Annotated in this window: 14 protein-coding genes; 9 read left to right on the top strand and 5 right to left on the bottom strand. The window is 70.4% G+C overall.

Going from position 1 to position 14990, the window contains the following annotated elements:
* Positions 1–57 precede the first annotated feature (57 nt).
* On the top strand, positions 58–1674 hold the full coding sequence (gene metG, locus OG736_RS22930; RefSeq protein WP_327184098.1) for a methionine--tRNA ligase: 1617 nt from the start codon (positions 58–60) through the stop codon (positions 1672–1674).
* A gap of 188 nt (positions 1675–1862) precedes the next feature.
* The gene (locus OG736_RS22925; RefSeq protein ID WP_327184097.1) at positions 1863–2354 is read left to right on the top strand and encodes a hypothetical protein; all 492 of its coding nucleotides are present in this window, start codon (positions 1863–1865) and stop codon (positions 2352–2354) included.
* Between the two features lie 62 nt (positions 2355–2416).
* Here OG736_RS22925 and OG736_RS22920 read toward each other — a convergent pair whose 3' ends face one another.
* Positions 2417–3760, bottom strand: a complete 1344-nt coding sequence (locus OG736_RS22920; protein WP_327184096.1) for a pectate lyase family protein — start codon at positions 3758–3760, stop codon at positions 2417–2419.
* Between the two features lie 227 nt (positions 3761–3987).
* Between OG736_RS22920 and OG736_RS22915 the strand changes: the two genes are divergently transcribed.
* The 3 genes from OG736_RS22915 to OG736_RS22905 all read left to right on the top strand — a co-directional run bounded on the left by OG736_RS22915 (position 3988) and on the right by OG736_RS22905 (position 6830).
* A complete protein-coding gene (locus OG736_RS22915; protein WP_020130553.1) occupies positions 3988–4353 on the top strand; it encodes a PH domain-containing protein in 366 nt (121 codons plus the stop codon).
* 169 nt (positions 4354–4522) lie between these two features.
* Positions 4523–5980 carry a VCBS repeat-containing protein gene (locus tag OG736_RS22910; protein WP_327184095.1) on the top strand — a complete coding sequence of 486 codons (1458 nt, stop codon included), beginning with the start codon at positions 4523–4525 and terminating at the stop codon, positions 5978–5980.
* A gap of 172 nt (positions 5981–6152) precedes the next feature.
* A complete protein-coding gene (locus tag OG736_RS22905; RefSeq protein ID WP_327184094.1) occupies positions 6153–6830 on the top strand; it encodes a hypothetical protein in 678 nt (225 codons plus the stop codon).
* A 43-nt stretch (positions 6831–6873) separates the two neighbouring features.
* Here the strand turns inward: OG736_RS22905 and OG736_RS22900 are convergent, their stop codons facing one another.
* Complete coding sequence (locus OG736_RS22900; protein WP_327184093.1) at positions 6874–7896, bottom strand: intradiol ring-cleavage dioxygenase; 1023 nt, start codon at positions 7894–7896, stop codon at positions 6874–6876.
* 477 nt (positions 7897–8373) lie between these two features.
* Between OG736_RS22900 and OG736_RS22895 the strand changes: the two genes are divergently transcribed.
* From OG736_RS22895 to OG736_RS22880, 4 genes are all read left to right on the top strand, one after another.
* Positions 8374–8889, top strand: a complete 516-nt coding sequence (locus OG736_RS22895) for a toxin-antitoxin system HicB family antitoxin (protein ID WP_327184092.1) — start codon at positions 8374–8376, stop codon at positions 8887–8889.
* Between the two features lie 116 nt (positions 8890–9005).
* A complete protein-coding gene (locus tag OG736_RS22890) occupies positions 9006–9854 on the top strand; it encodes a DUF4097 family beta strand repeat-containing protein (RefSeq protein ID WP_327184091.1) in 849 nt (282 codons plus the stop codon).
* Between the two features lie 60 nt (positions 9855–9914).
* Positions 9915–10916, top strand: a complete 1002-nt coding sequence (locus tag OG736_RS22885) for an ATP-binding cassette domain-containing protein (protein ID WP_442817063.1) — start codon at positions 9915–9917, stop codon at positions 10914–10916.
* A complete protein-coding gene (locus OG736_RS22880; RefSeq protein WP_327184089.1) occupies positions 10913–11704 on the top strand; it encodes an ABC transporter permease in 792 nt (263 codons plus the stop codon). Before OG736_RS22885 ends, OG736_RS22880 begins: the two co-directional genes overlap by 4 nt.
* A 190-nt stretch (positions 11705–11894) precedes the next feature.
* On the opposite strand, the gene OG736_RS22875 is transcribed toward OG736_RS22880, so the two are convergent.
* The 3 genes from OG736_RS22875 to OG736_RS22865 form a co-directional block, all read right to left on the bottom strand.
* Positions 11895–12395, bottom strand: a complete 501-nt coding sequence (locus tag OG736_RS22875) for a hypothetical protein (RefSeq protein ID WP_327184088.1) — start codon at positions 12393–12395, stop codon at positions 11895–11897.
* Positions 12396–12442: 47 nt separating this feature from the next.
* Positions 12443–13819 (bottom strand): MFS transporter, encoded by a 1377-nt coding sequence (locus OG736_RS22870; protein WP_327184087.1) that lies wholly within the window; start codon positions 13817–13819, stop codon positions 12443–12445.
* 177 nt (positions 13820–13996) lie between these two features.
* The gene (locus OG736_RS22865; RefSeq protein ID WP_327184086.1) at positions 13997–14974 is read right to left on the bottom strand and encodes an intradiol ring-cleavage dioxygenase; all 978 of its coding nucleotides are present in this window, start codon (positions 14972–14974) and stop codon (positions 13997–13999) included.
* Between the last annotated feature and the right edge of the window lie 16 nt (positions 14975–14990).

The following is a 14990-nucleotide window of genomic DNA, read 5'->3' as shown; positions in this document are numbered from 1 at the left end:
GTCCACCCCCCGAAACGCATGTGAGTGGATCTTCGTGGGCCCAGTAGGATTTCGGGCATGGCGGCCACTGGAACCGAGAAGCAGGGTGGCAAGGCGTTCTACGTCTCCACCCCCATTTACTACGTCAACGACGCTCCTCACCTGGGCCACGCCTATACGACCGTCGCAGGCGACGTGCTCACCCGCTGGCACCGCCAGCGCGGCGAGAAGGTGTGGTACCTCACCGGCACGGACGAGCACGGTCAGAAGATCATGCGCACCGCGGAGGCGAACGGCGTCAGCCCGCAGCAGTGGGCCGACAAGCTCGTCGACGAGGCCTGGCGCCCCCTCTGGGAGCACCTGGAGATCGCGAACGACGACTTCATCCGCACCACGCAGCAGCGGCACACCGACCGCGTCCAGGAGTTCGTGCAGGACCTGTACGACAAGGGCGAGATCTACAAGGGCGGCTACGAGGGCCCGTACTGCGTCGGCTGCGAGGAGTACAAGCTCCCGGGCGAGCTGCTCGACGGTGAGGGCGAATTCGCAGGTCAGAAGCTGTGCCCGATCCACAAGAAGCCCGTGGAGATCCTCAGCGAGGAGAACTACTTCTTCAAGCTGAGCGAGTACGGCGACAAGCTCCTCGCCCTCTACGAGGCGAACCCGGGCTTCATCCAGCCCGAGTCCGCGCGCAACGAGGTCGTGAACTTCGTCCGGCAGGGCCTTCAGGACCTCTCCATCTCGCGCTCCACCTTCGACTGGGGCATCCCGATCCCGTGGGACCAGAAGCACGTGATCTACGTGTGGGTCGACGCGCTGCTGAACTACGCCACGGCGGTCGGCTACAACGAGAACCAGCAGAAGTTCGAAGAGACCTTCCCGGCAGACGTCCACCTGGTCGGCAAGGACATCCTGCGCTTCCACGCGGTGATCTGGCCCGCGATGCTGATGGCGCAGGGCCTCCCGCTGCCCGGGAAGATCGCCGCGAACGGCTGGCTGATGGTCGGCGGCGAGAAGATGTCGAAGTCGAACCTGACCGGCATCAAGCCGCAGGACCTGACCTCGCACTTCGGCGTGGACGCGTACCGCTGGTACTTCCTGCGCGCCATCGCCTTCGGCCAGGACGGCTCGTTCTCGTGGGAGGACTTCTCCGCCCGCTACACGAGCGAGCTGGCGAACGACTACGGCAACCTCGCCTCCCGCGTGGCCGCGATGGTCGGCAAGTACTTCGACGGCGTCCTGCCCGAGGCCACCGCCGACAGCGAGGCGGAGAAGGCGCTGCACGACGGGCTGGCGACCGCGGTCGCGGTGGCCGACCGGAAGATCGGCGAGGAGCTGGACTTCCAGGGCGGCATCCTGGCCGTGTTCGACTTCGTCAAGCAGGTCAACGGCTACATCACGGAGCAGGAGCCGTGGAAGGTCGCGAAGGACGACTCGGCCGAGGGCCGGGCCCGTCTGGCGACCATCCTCTACACCGCCGCGGAGTCCCTGCGCGCCGTCGCCGTTCTGCTGAACCCCGTCATGCCGGACACCTCCCAGAAGCTGTGGGACTCGCTGGGCGCCGAGGCGGTCCTGGGTGCTCTCGCGGACCAGCGGGTCCAGGAGGCCGGCGCCTGGGGCACGCTCCCGGCCGGTACGACGGTCACCAAGGGAGCGGTGCTCTTCCCGCGCCTGGAGGAGAAGCCGACCGCGTAGCGCGTCGGCGACCGACCACACCGACCACGGGGTCCGGGACGAACCGCCTCCCGGACCCTGGTCGGAAGAGGGCGCTGGTCGGAAGAGGGCCCTGTTCGATGGACGGCCCTGGTCGGAGGATGTAGAGGAAGAGTCGTAGATGTTCCCCCGACTCCGGCATGTTCCCGCCAAGCCGTATGGTTTCCGCCATGGCAGTCCCCAACGTCATTCCGATCGCCTACGAGCCGAAGCACCGCACCGAGTCCATCGGGCGGTACGCGGACGGCCAGTTCCTCGCGTCGGTCACGTACGCCTTCCCCGAAGGGTTCCGTCTCGACGACGGCTGGGAAGAGCACAAACGCCTCTACACCGTGCTGCACACCTTCGACGCCGCGGGCAACTACCGCGACTCGGACATCTGGTGTGCCGGCACCTGGGCCGAGCAGCAGCGCAACCCGCACGGCGACGACTCGGTCCTCACCCGGGCCCGCGTCCGCCTGGCGACCCTCCTGCGCAGCCTGCCCCGCCGCTCCTACACGGACATCGCGGTCCGCCCCTTCCGACTCACCTTCGAGGGCGTGCTGTTCGGCCTGGTGGTCCGCGAGGACAAGGACGAGGACGGCGAGCCGGAGACCTGGGCGGAGCTCTACCCGGACCGCCTGGCCTTCGCCGAACCCTGGGACGGCACGTACGACACCTGACGACGGGCGAACGCGAGGGCCGGGGGCTCGTGGTCACCCGGCCCTCGCGTGTCTGAGGGGTGTTACTTCAGGACGCTCGCGCCCGTGGTCGTTCCGAGGGTCGTGGGCAGGTTCTTCGCCGACGTCTCGAGACCCGAGGTGAGGGCCGGGGTCCAGTTGACCGTGGTCTTCAGGTCCTTCGACGAGGCGGCGTTGTACGCGGCGACGACGTCGGTGACCGTGCCGTTGACGAGGTTGCCGGAGCCCTTGACCGCGCCGGTTCCGTCGCCGCTGAGGAGCTTGGCGACCTTTCCGCCGGTCGGGACCTTCCAGTAGTTGTTCTCGGCGACGACCTGGGCCTTGGCGCGCGAGTTGATGCTGTACTGCGTCGCGTAGCCGTTGAGGGTCGTGACGTCGTAGAAGTTGTTGTAGATGTGCACCTGGCCGACCCGCGCCAGCGGGGCGCGCTGGACGATGCCCTTCCAGATGTTGTGGTGGATGGAGACGCGCAGCTTGCCCGAGGGCTCGCTGTCGCTGCTGCCGATCAGCATCGTCTTGTCGTGGTTGGTGAACTGGTTGCGCGAGACCGTCACCAGGTCCGAGCTCTTGGTGATGTCCAGGGCGCCGTCGTGGATCTGGTACTCGCGGCCGTAGTACTTCGGGTTGGCGCTGTCGAGGTGGGGCGCGTCGGTGAACGTGTTGTGGTCGGCCCACACGTGGGTCGCGCCGCGCAGCGTGACCGAGTCGTAGTTGGAGTTCCAGTTGCCGTCGTCGCCGTCGGTCGGGTCCCACTGCGGGAAGCAGTCCTCGGTGGCGGCGAAGGTCAGGTTGCGGACGACGACGTTGTCCACGTTCTGGATCTGGAGCATGCCGCCGGAGATCCCGGCGTCGGTGCCCGGCACGCCGACGACACTGGTGTTGGCCGGCACCTTGAAGACGATGTTCTTCGCCTGCTTGGTCTGGGCCGCGGCGCGGGCCTTCTCCTGGGTGCCGGAGGGCAGCTTGGAGGTGCCGTAGGACGAGGGGTCGTACGCCTTCAGGTAGGCGGAGAGCGAGTAGCCCGTGCCCGACGCGTAGTCGGCGCAGGTCAGCTTCTTGCCCGCGTCGTCGGTGTTGGCGTCGATCGTGCCCTTGATCTTGATGATCCGGGGGGTGGTGTCGGAGGCGGACCCCAGCGCCTTCACCAGCTGGGCGCGGGTGGAGACGGTGAAGGTGTGCGCGGCGTCGGCCTTGGTGCCACCGGTGGTGCCCGTGCCGGAGGAGGCCCAGCCGTCCTTGGCGGCGAGCGTCTGGTGGTACAGGTCGACGGTCCCGGCGTTCGCGTTCATCACGACGACACCGGCGCCGACGGCCGCGGCCACGGCGGCGGCGGAGACGACGAGGGCGCGGCGCGAGCGGAGGGACCGGCGGTGGGAGGGAGCTGCCACGGGGGATCCTTACGGGGAGGAGCGGGCTTACGTCCTGTCAGTGGTCGCCGCCGCGTGAAGAGTTGCCGCGTGAAGAGGATTTTTTCCGGGGCCGTCTCCGCCGGTCGATCAAACTCCTTCACGATTCCCCCACCACCCCCTTAAGGTGCGCATCGGGGACGAACACCTCCCTCCGGGGAGGGATCACCACACAGGGACCGGCGTCATCGTCAACTGGGGGATCTTCCATTGCACTCTTCGGCAACGCGCACCCGATCGACCCGGCGCAGGCGCAGCAGGACTACGCCCGTCTGCTGGGCCAGGGCGAGCATGTGCAGGCCGCCTTCCTGCTGATCCGCGACACCATCCTGTTCACGGACCGGCGGCTGATCCTCGTCGACAAGCAGGGGATCACCGGCAAAAAAACGGAGTACCACTCCATTCCGTACCGCAGCATCACGCACTTCGCGGTGGAGACCGCCGGGACCTTCGACCTGGACGCCGAGCTGAAGATCTGGGTGTCCGGCTCGTCCGTGCCGATCGAGAAGACGTTCACCAAGGGCGTGGACATCTACGAGGTGCAGGCGATCCTCACGCAGTTCGTGGCGAAGTAGCGCCCTCGTCCACGGCCCCGTCCACGGCCTTCGTCCACACGGCTCCCGTCCGCGGCTCCCGTCCACGAGTCCACGACCCCCGTCCGGGGGGCGTGCGCCCCGGGCGCTCTACACTCGCGGGCGGGGCGCAGGCGCACGGAGGGTGCGCGCGTGGGGATGGGGGATTCGCGTGAACGAGCTTGCTTTCAGGCGTGGTTGGCGGGTGGCCGTGGTGCTGCTGGCCGGGCTGCTGGGTGCCGCGGCACTGCCCGCCGCGCCCGCCGTCGCCGTGCACGGTGCGGTGCCCGGTGACTTCAACGGGGACGGCTACCGCGACGCCGTGCTGCCCGCGCCGGGCGCGAACGTGGCGGGCAGGGAACGGGCGGGCGCCGTCGTCGTGCTGTACGGGTCGAAGACGGGACTGTCGGCCGCCCGGCGAGCGCTGATCACGCAGAACACCGCGGGCGTGCCGGACACCGCCGAGGCGGGCGACGGGTTCGGCTCCGCCACCGCCACCGCCGACCTGAACCGGGACGGCTACGCGGACCTGGTCGTCGGATCCCCCTTCGAGAGCACCGCGAGGGGCGTTGAAGCGGGGTCCGTGACCGTGCTGTGGGGCAGCCGGAGCGGGCTCACCACGGGCACCGACCTGCCCGCTTCGGCGACGCCGGGCACGGACCCCTACCACTACGGCGCGGACATCGCCGCGACCCGCGGCGCCTCGGCGGCGCGGTCCGAGATCCTGGTCGCGAGCTGGGGCGGTGCCGTCCGCTTCACCGGCCCCTTCACCCGCACCGGCGGCCACGGCGCCTCCGCGGTGGCGGCGGACAGCTCCTGGGGGGACTCCGTCGCGCTCGGCGACTTCGACGGCGACGGCTCCCCCGAGCACGTGAACGTGACGTACGGACAGGGCGGGGAGACCGGCGGGTTCGTCTTCGTCGACCCGGAGGACCAGGACCAGATCGGCCTTCCGGCCCGTCTCGCCCACGGCAACGGCCATATCGCCGCCACCGGGGACGTCGACGGCGACGGCTACGACGACCTGGTGGTCGGCGACCCGGACGAACCCGACGTCGCGGGCGTGGACGGCGCGTCGGGCGGTCGCGTGCTCGTCTGGCGCGGCTCGGCGGCCGGCATCGCACCCGACGCCGTGCCCGAGCAGATCACGCAGGACACCGTCGGCGTGCCCGACGCGAGCGAGAAGGGCGACGTCTTCGGTGGCGCCCTGACGGTGACCGACCTCAACCGCGACGGCCTCGCGGACCTCGTGATCGGCGCGCCGCGCGAGTCGGTCGGCACCAAGGCGCAGGCCGGCCAGGTGACGGTCGTACCCGGCCGCCGCACCGGCGCCCTCGGCGCCGGCTCGTACGCCTTCACCCAGGACACAGCGGGCGTCCCGGACGCCTCCGAGGCGGGGGACGGGTTCGGTACGACGGTCGCGGCCGGGGACGTGAACCGGGACGGCAGGCCGGATCTGTTCGTCAGCGCCTCGGGCGAGAACGAGTCCACCGGCGCCGTCTGGATCCTCCCCGGCTTCACCACCGGCCCGACCGCCGCCCGCAGCCGTGTCTTCACGGCCCCCTCGGTCGGCCTCACCCAGCCGGACTCGGTCCTGCTGGGCGGGTACGGACTGGGCTGGGTGATCTGATCCCGGGTCGCCCGGCCACCACCACCCGGTGGCGGCCGGGTGACGGATCCGCACGGCCTCGGGCCCGGACGCCCACCCGGACGCAGCGGACGACGGGACCACGCGTCGCCGACGGCGCCGCCGCGCCCGCCGAACCCCGCGCGACGGTCACCGCACCTGGTACGACTACCCGGTGGACCTTCTCGAACCTCACCTCCGGCTCCTCGCCGAGGTCTTCGACGTGGCCGCCGCCGGCGCCCCCTGGGCCCTGGCCGGCGGCTACGCGCTCCAGGCGCACGAGCTGCTCCAACGCCCGCACGCGAACGTGGACTTGGCGACCGAGAGCGCGGAGCCGATGCCCCGGCTCGCCGAGGCGCTGGGCGCGGCGCTCACCTCCCGGGGCGGCCACGAAACGACGGTCCGGGACACGGACCCGCTGTCCGCGCACCTGGCCGTGCTGGACCGCGCCACGGACACGGTCCTCCGGTTGGCCCTGCACAAGGAGACCTTCTGGAGCCCGCCCGTCCCGACCCCGTACGGTCCGGCGCTCGCCCTACCGGACGCGGTGGGCACGAAGGTCCGGGCGCTCTACGACCGCGGTCTGGCCGTCGACCTGATCGACGCGAGAGCGGCGTCGGCCCGCTTCACCCACCCCGACCTGGAGGAACTGGCCCGCCGCCATGCCCGGGACGACTTCGACCTGCCCACCCTCCAGACCCGGCTGACGGGCACGGACCACTACCCGGACACGGCGTTCACGGCGTACGGCCTGACCGAGGACCAGCTCACGGACCTGCGTGCGTGGGCCCAGAGCTGGTCGACGGACATCGCGGAGCGGCTGCTGGAGGAGGGGGCGTCACCGGACGAGTGACCGGGACGCACGGGTGAACGGGACGCCCCCGCCGCCGCCCGGATCAGCTGGAAGAGGCCGACGCCTCGGCCGACGCCGTCTCGGACGCGCCCGGCTGGACCGCGTCGTCGGTGCCCTCGTGGGTGGCGTCGGGTTCGACACCCATCGTGATCGAACCCACGACACCCTTGGCGATGTTCTTCTTGTTGTACTTCAGCTTGAGCAGACCGCCCTGGACGCCGCTCTGGTCGTAGATCGTGTCCTCGGTGAGCGTGGTGCGCTCGGTGGTGCTGGTGGAGTACGGCTCCACCTCGGCCGAGGCGAGCACGGACTCCTCGTCGAAGAAGAACTGGCCCGTGTGGCAGGTGTTGCCGCCCTCGTAACCGGCGTCGGTCCACTCGCCGTTGACGTGCACCTTGGTGTGGATGTGGACCGTGCGACCGCGGTACCAGCCCGGGAAGATCGTCTTGAAGGTGACGCGGCCCTGCCTGTCGGTCTTCCAGGTTCCCCGCAGATAGCGCTCGTCGTCGGTGGGCTCCTCGTGCCCGCCGCCGCCACCGCCACCGGACGGCGGCTCGCCGGTCGGGGTGCCGGTCGGCACGTCGGTCGGGGTGCCGGAGGGCGCGTCGGTGGGAGCGCCGCCACCACCGGTGGAGAGGCTCTCGTAACCGGAGTAGATGCCGAGGGCGTCGCAGTGCCAGACGTCGACGGCGGCGTTCACGATGGGCTTGCAGGTCTCGGAGTCGATCACCTTGAGGGCGAGGGTGAGCGGGATGCCCTCCTTGTCCTCGGTGATGTCCTGGCGGAGCTTGTCCGCGTCGATGTAGTACGGGCCTTCGGTGGTCTCGGAGGTGAGCTTGTAGCAGACCTCACCGGCACTCGCGGAAGCGGCGGCCTTGGGCTTGGTCCCGCTCTTCTCCCCGGCGAAGGCGCCGGCGGCGAGCGCCCCGCCCGCCCCGACGGCGACGGCCGCGCCCGCACCGGCGACGACCACCTTGCGTCGGGTCAGATCACGCTTGTGCCTGGGGCCTTGCCGGTCATTCTCGGCACCGGCTGTGTTTGCTGTGTTTCCTGAGTTTCCCGTCATGGCCGCGAAGCTAGGAGGCGGGCCTGTCAGGGGCGTGGGAACGACCTGTGGAATTCCAAGCGCAGGCAAAAAGTCGCCGGGCTCCGGGTCGGATTTCAGCCTGCTCATGATAGAGGGGTTGGTGAGGCTTACCTTAGTTTTTCCTCACATCCTCACGCGGCCCGACCACCTCCGGCACCACCCGGAAGCGCCCGGAAGCGCCTGGAAGCAGCGCTTGACGTCACCCGCAAGCACCTCCTGATGCCACCTCGGCACCAGAAGGCGCCATGGGGTGCCATGGGGTGCGATGCAGGGTGCCATCAGGTGCCAACGGGGGCCATCCGACGCCACCAGAAGCCCATGAGCACGCATGACACCACAGTTGCCCACATAGGTGCCATCACATTTCCGCAGGTCAGCGTGATTTCGTCAGCCAATGACCCGGAGATCTCACTACACGGCTTGCATGTGGCACCACCGTGGTGCCATCATGGCGTCATGGACCTCACCCCGTATGTCGACACACTCCGCCGCGAACTCGCGGTGGCCGCCGAAGCCGGCGGTGACGAAGCCCGCGAGCTGGCCGAGCGGCTCACCGCTCCGCTGGAGTCGGCGACCCGGCTGACCATGCTCCATGTGCTTTCCGCCGCCACGGACGAGATCACCCGCGATCTCGCCCCCGGCTCGGTCGACGTACGGCTGCGCGGGCTCGACCCCCAGTTCGTGGTGACACTCCCGCCCGGCGACGGCGGTGCCATCGCGGAACCGGTCGCGCCCACCGAGCCGCTCAAGGCTCCGGCCGACGGCGACGAGGGCGGCACCGCCCGCGTCAACCTGCGCCTGCCGGCCCACCTCAAGGCCCGCGCCGAGGAGGCCGCGACCCGCGAGGGCCTGTCGGTCAACGCGTGGCTGGTGCGTGCCGTGTCGGCCGCGGTCGACAGCGGTGCCCGGCCGCCGCGCACGACGGAGAAGACCCAGGCGCTCGGACAGAGCTTCACGGGCTGGGTGCGCTAGCCCCGCTCCCCCACTGCACCCACAGCCGAATCCGCAGCACAGCACCCCGCACCACTTCACCCACACCACGTCCCACCAGCGGGGACGCCCTGAAGACCCAAGAGGACGGGACAGCCATGCCTTCTTTCGACACTCCCGAACCGATCTCCGTCACCGCACGCGTGGACGCCGGTTCCCTCCAGTTCACCGCGACCGACCGCCCCGACACCGTCGTCGAGGTGCGGCCCCGCGACCCGGAGAAGGACCTGGACACACGGGCGGCCGCCCAGACCGAGGTCACCTACGCGAGCGGTGTACTGACCATCAGGACGCCCAAGCCCACGCTGTTCGGCCTCGGCCGCACCGGCACCGTCGACGTGACGGTCGACCTGCCCACGGGCTCACGCGTCGACACGACCGGCGCCTGGACCCAGGTGATCGGCGAGGGCCGGCTCGGCGAGGTCCGCGTGAAGAACTCGTCCGGCGACGTCCGCCTCGACACCACGGGCCCGCTGGAGCTGACCGCCTCGCACGGCACGATCACCGTGGACCGCGTCGAGGGCTCCGCCGAGATCACCGCCAGCTCCGGCAGCATGCGCGTCGGCTTCGTCGACGGCTCCGCCGTCCTGAAGAACTCGCACGGCAGCACGACGGTCGGCGCCGTGACCGGCGAACTCCGCGTGAGCGGCGCCAACGGCGACATCGACATCACGCGCGCCGAGGACTCGGTCACCGCCACCACCGCCCACGGCACCCTGCGGGTGGGCGAAGTGGTCCGCGGCACCGTCCAGTTGGAGACCTCCTACGGCGCCATCGACGTCGGCATCCGCGAGGGCACGGCGGCCTGGCTCGACGCGAGCTCCGACTCCGGCCAGGTGCGCAACACGCTCACCGCGTCCGAGTCCCCGGAGAAGACCGAGGACACCGTGAAGATCCGCGCCCGCACCCGGTTCGGCAACATCCACGTCCGCCGCGCCAAGGCCTGAGCACCGCGTTCTCGACCAGCCCCGCCCCCACCCACTTCAAGCCTTCGAACGGAGGGCACCATGCCTTCTTCTGTCATGCCCACGCCCAGTCGGGGTGACGGTCACCCGTCGCCGATCGCCGTCTCCGCCATCGGGCTGCGCAAGTCCTACGGCGACAAGACCGTCCTCGACGGCATCGACCTGCGCATCCCGGCCGGTTCCGTGTTCGCGTTGCTCGGGCCGAACGGCGCAGGCAAGACCACCGCCGTGAAGATCCTTTCCACGCTCATCGCCGCCGACGGCGGACAGGCCCAGGTCGCGGGGCACGACCTGGCGGCCGATCCGCAGGCGGTGCGTGCCGCGATCGGTGTCACGGGGCAGTTCTCCGCTGTGGACGGGCTGATCACCGGCGAGGAGAACATGCTCCTGATGGCGGACCTGCACCACCTGTCCAAGGCGCAGGGGCGGCGGGTGACCGCGGCGCTGCTGGAGCGTTTCGACCTGGTCGAGGCCGCGAGGAAGCCCGCCGCGACCTACTCCGGCGGCATGAAGCGCCGCCTCGACATCGCCATGACCCTGGTCGGCAGCCCGCGGATCATCTTCCTCGACGAGCCGACCACCGGCCTCGACCCCCGCTCCCGGCACAACATGTGGCAGATCATCCGCGAGCTGGTCTTCGACGGCGTCACCGTCTTCCTCACCACCCAGTACCTGGAAGAGGCCGACGAACTCGCCGACCGCATCGCCGTGCTCAACGACGGCAGGATCGCCGCCGAGGGCAGCGCCGAGGAACTCAAGCGGCTCGTCCCCGGCGGGCACGTCCGCCTCCGCTTCTCCGACCCGGCCGCCTACCGGAACGCGGCCTGCGCACTGCGCGAGGTCACCCGGGACGACGAGGCACTCGCCCTGCAGATCCCCAGCGACGGCAGCCAGCGCGACCTGCGCACCGTCCTCGACCGGCTCGACACGGCCGGCATCGAGGCCGACGAACTGACCGTGCACACCCCCGACCTCGACGACGTCTTCTTCGCCCTCACCGCCTCCACCACCGTCCCCGGCCAGCCCAAGGAGAACATCCGATGAGCTCCCTCTCCCTCGCCGTGCGCGACTCCTCCACGATGCTGCGCCGCAACCTCCTGCACGCCCGGCGCTACCCGTCCATGACGCTGAACCTGCTGCTCACGCCGGTCATGCTGCTGCTGCTCTTCGTCTACGTCTTCGGCGACGCGATGAGCGCGGGAATCGGCGACGGCGGCGCCGACCGCTCCGCCTACATCGCCTACCTCGTGCCCGGCCTGCTCCTGATGACCATCGGCTCCACCACGATCGGCACCGCCGTCTCCGTCTCCACCGACATGAACGAGGGCATCATCGCCCGCTTCCGCACGATGGCGATCCACCGCGGGTCGGTGCTCTTCGGACACGTCGTCGGCAGCGTCATCCAGTGCGTCATGAGCGTGGCCCTCGCCGGGGCCGTCGGAGTGGCCATCGGCTTCCGGTCCACGGACGCCACGCCCTTCGAGTGGCTCGCGGCCTTCGGGCTGCTCGTCCTCTTCGCCACCGCGCTCACCTGGATCGCGGTCGGCATGGGCCTGTCCAGCCCGAACGCCGAGGCGGCCAGCAACAACGCCATGCCGCTGATCTTCCTGCCCCTCATCTCCAGCGCCTTCGTCCCGGTCGACGCGATGCCGGGCTGGTTCCAGCCGATCGCCGAGTACCAGCCGTTCACCCCCGCCATCGAGACCCTCCGCGGACTGCTGCTCGGCAGCGAGATCGGCCACAACGGATGGCTCACCGTCGCCTGGTGCCTGGGACTCACGGCACTCGGCTGCTTCTGGTCCAAGTCACTGTTCGACCGCGACCCGAAGTAGGGGGGAGGACCGGTCAACAGCGTGCGGGCGTGGGCCCGAAGCTCGTCCCGCTGCGGGGCGGCGCACTCCGACACCGCGTCGGCGTACGCCGCCCCGCAGCCGTTCACGCGGCAGCACCGAGGGAGGGCCGGCGAGGAAGAACCGCCAGGCAGACACAACAAGGCAGATACGGCGAAGCAGGCACGGTCGTCTAGCGGGACGTGACCGCGCAGGCCGCGCCGACTGCCGGGACGCGGGCCGCACGGGGGAGAGCGGGCCCGCCCACGGCCGCCGAGGCCGGTTGCCCCAGCGCCGCACGCGCCGAGCGAAGATGCTCCAGACCTTCCTTCGCCACCCGCGTGACCTCCTCGTACTCCCCCGCCGTACGTGCCCCGGACAGCCGGTCGCGCGCCACGCGATGACACTCCGCCGCGCTGGTCAGCGCCCGGCCCGCCGCCTCGTCCGCACCCGCCCAGGCCCGCGCCCCCGGCGGGACGAGGCCGCCGCCCAGCCGGATCAGCCAGTGGTTCGCCTCCGCCTCCGCATCCAGGCCGGACAGTCCGGAGGGGCCCGATGCACCGGACCGACCTGGACGTCCCGGCCGACCGGCCGGACGTCGGGTGCGACCCGCGCGGCGCTGGGCCACCACCCCCGCCACCGCGCCGACGATCAGCAGCACCGACAGCGTGATCATGAACCCCGTGGATCCCATGGCTGGCTTCCTCCCTTGCCCCGTCGGCCCGTGCCGGCGTACCGCTATCAGACGACGCGGCGCTGTGCTCCCGCCTCGGGCTTCCTGTGCGCCTCCGGTGAGGTTTCCAGGAGCGGATCGGAGGCCGCGCGGGCCCCTCGGATGAACCTCGCCGCGACCACCGCCAGCAGCGAGGCCGCCGACAGCGTGTACAGGCCGCCGTTCGTGCTGCCGGTCGTGTCCTTGAGGTAGCCGAAGAGCGTGGGGGAGAAGAAACCACCCAGGTTTCCGATGGAGTTGACCAGTGCCAGGCCCGGCGCCGCGATCCTCAGGTCGAGCCCCGACTGCGCCATCGGCCAGAACAGCGTCGCCGCGCACTTCGAGCCGACCCCGGCCAGCGTGATCGCCGCGAGGCCGAACCAGGGGGAGCCCAGGGTGGCCAGGTAGGTGCCCGTGGCCGACAGCACCAGGGTGATCGCCAGATACGGACGGCGATCCGGGGCACGGTCGGTGAAGTGGCTCATCGAGTACATGGCGATCATGGAGCAGACCGCCGGGATCGCGGACAGCAGCCCGACCTGGAAGGACGACAGTCCGCCGATGTCCTCGATCAGGCTCGGCAGCCAGAAGGTGATCGCGTAGCCGGTGAGCGTCATCGCGAAGAACGCGCCGGTCAGCAACGCGACCTGCGGGTGGAAGAGCAGCTTGAACCGTGACGTGTGCGGGGCGCGGCTGCGGGCCTCCCGGTCCTCGGCCACCGCCGCGCCGAGCGCGTCCTTCTCCTCCCGCGTGAGCCAGCGCGCGTCCTCGATCCGGGAGACGAGGAAGAACCCGGCGACGATCCCGACCACGACCGAGAACACGCCCTCCAGCCCGAACATCCACCGCCAGCCGGCGACCCCGCCCGCGCCGTGCAGTTCGAGCAGCGCCCCGGTGACCGGGCCGGTCACGATGCCCGCGGCCGCCGAGCCGCCGAGGAAGATCGCCGTCGCCCGGCCCCGGCTCGCGTCGGGGAGCCACTGCGTGATGTAGAGCATCGCGCCGGGGAAGAAGCCGGCCTCCGCGACGCCGAGCAGGAAGCGCAGCGTGTAGAAGGTCGTCACGTTGTGGATGAAGCACATCGCCACGATCACCAGACCCCAGGTGATCATGATGCGGGTCAGCCAGACCCGGGCGCCGAAGCGCTCCAGGAGCATGTTGCTGGGCACCTCGAACAGGGCGTACCCGATGAAGAACAGGCCCGCCCCGAGGCCGTAGGCCGTGGCGCTGATACCGACGTCGGCCTGGAGCTCGTCCTGGACGAAGCCCACGTTCGTCCGGTCGAGATTGTTGACCAGGAGCATCAGGACCAGGATCGGCATCATCCGGCGAAGGAACTTGCCCACCGCCCGGCTCTCGGCGCCGTTCTCGGCCCTGCCCTCGGCCCCGTCCTCGGGTTCTGACATCGTTGTCTCCCCATCATGTTGTTCACATACATGAATCCGTGTTATGTATGTGGGAACGATATGGAGGCAACCCCTCCGGGTCAATGGGCTGTTCAGACGCCCATATATGTGAACGACCCATGAAGAGAGCCACGCCCCCCGACGCGCAGGTCGGGGGGCGTGGCCCGGAGAAATCCGTCAGCTGTCGGAGACCGAAGGTGAAGCCGACGCCGAGGCGGAATCAGACGCCGACGCCGACGCGCTCGGCTGCGGCGGTGAGCCCTGGCCGTCCTCCGTGGCGTCCGGGTCCACGCCGACCGTGATCGACCCGTGGACGCCCCTCGCGATGTCCCGCTTGTCGTAGCGCAGCCTCAGCAGACCGCCCTGGGTGCCGCTCTGGTCGTAGATCGTGTCCTCGGTGAGGGTCGTGCGCTCCGCGGTGTTGCTCGCGTACGGCTCCACCACCGCCGAGGCGAGCACGGACTCCTCGTCGAAGAAGAACTGGCCGGTGTGGCAGGTGTGCCCGCCCTCGTAGCCGGCGTCCGTCCACTCGCCGTCCACGTGCACCTTGACGTGGATATGGACGCACCGGCCGCGGTACCAGCCCGGGAAGACCGTCCGGAAGGTCACCTGACCGTGCCGGTCCGTTCGCCAGGTGCCGCGCAGATAGCGGCTGTCGTCCGTGGGTTCCTGGTGGCCGCCTCCCGGGGGCGCTCCGGTGGGCGCCCCCGTCGGAGGTTCGCCGGTCGGGGGTTCGCCGGTCGGAGCGGGACCGCCGCCACCGCCGTTGCCCTGGTCCTCGTAACCCGAGTAGACCCCCGCCGCATCGCAGTGCCAGATGTCGACGGCCGCGTCCCGGATCGGCCTGCACGTCTCCGAGTCGATCACCTTCAGGCCGAGGAGGAGCGGGATGCCCGCCCGGTCCTCCGTGACGTCCCGGCGGATCTTGTCGGCGTCGATGTAGTAGGGGCCCTCGACCGTCTCCGAGGTCAGGCGGTAGCAGACCTCCCCGTCGGTGTCGGCGCCGGTCCGGGCCGGTCTGCCGGGCCCGTCGGCGGCGCTCGCGGCGAAGGCGGTGCCGCCCAGGCCCGCCGCCGCGATGCCGCCCGCGGCGACGGCCACGACCTTACGACGCGATAAGTCCTGTTCGCTGTGTGGTTTCTGAGATCCCGTCATGAGGCCGGGACGCTAG

This window comes from Streptomyces sp. NBC_01334 (assembly GCF_035983595.1).
Classification (GTDB): domain Bacteria; phylum Actinomycetota; class Actinomycetes; order Streptomycetales; family Streptomycetaceae; genus Streptomyces; species Streptomyces coriariae.
The sequence above is the reverse complement of the archived record's forward strand: the minus strand, read 5'-3'. Positions and strand labels throughout refer to the sequence as shown.

Excerpts from the sequence above, each read along its gene's own strand:
- metG (WP_327184098.1), top strand. The coding sequence starts at position 58 with ATGGCGGCCACTGGAACCGAGAAGCAGGGTGGCAAGGCGTTCTACGTC.
- OG736_RS22925 (WP_327184097.1), top strand. The coding sequence starts at position 1,863 with ATGGCAGTCCCCAACGTCATTCCGATCGCCTACGAGCCGAAGCACCGC.
- OG736_RS22900 (WP_327184093.1), bottom strand. The coding sequence starts at position 7,896 with ATGACGGGAAACTCAGGAAACACAGCAAACACAGCCGGTGCCGAGAAT.
- OG736_RS22895 (WP_327184092.1), top strand. The coding sequence starts at position 8,374 with ATGGACCTCACCCCGTATGTCGACACACTCCGCCGCGAACTCGCGGTG.
- OG736_RS22890 (WP_327184091.1), top strand. The coding sequence starts at position 9,006 with ATGCCTTCTTTCGACACTCCCGAACCGATCTCCGTCACCGCACGCGTG.
- OG736_RS22885 (WP_442817063.1), top strand. The coding sequence starts at position 9,915 with ATGCCTTCTTCTGTCATGCCCACGCCCAGTCGGGGTGACGGTCACCCG.
- OG736_RS22880 (WP_327184089.1), top strand. The coding sequence starts at position 10,913 with ATGAGCTCCCTCTCCCTCGCCGTGCGCGACTCCTCCACGATGCTGCGC.
- OG736_RS22875 (WP_327184088.1), bottom strand. The coding sequence starts at position 12,395 with ATGGGATCCACGGGGTTCATGATCACGCTGTCGGTGCTGCTGATCGTC.
- OG736_RS22870 (WP_327184087.1), bottom strand. The coding sequence starts at position 13,819 with ATGTCAGAACCCGAGGACGGGGCCGAGGGCAGGGCCGAGAACGGCGCC.
- OG736_RS22865 (WP_327184086.1), bottom strand. The coding sequence starts at position 14,974 with ATGACGGGATCTCAGAAACCACACAGCGAACAGGACTTATCGCGTCGT.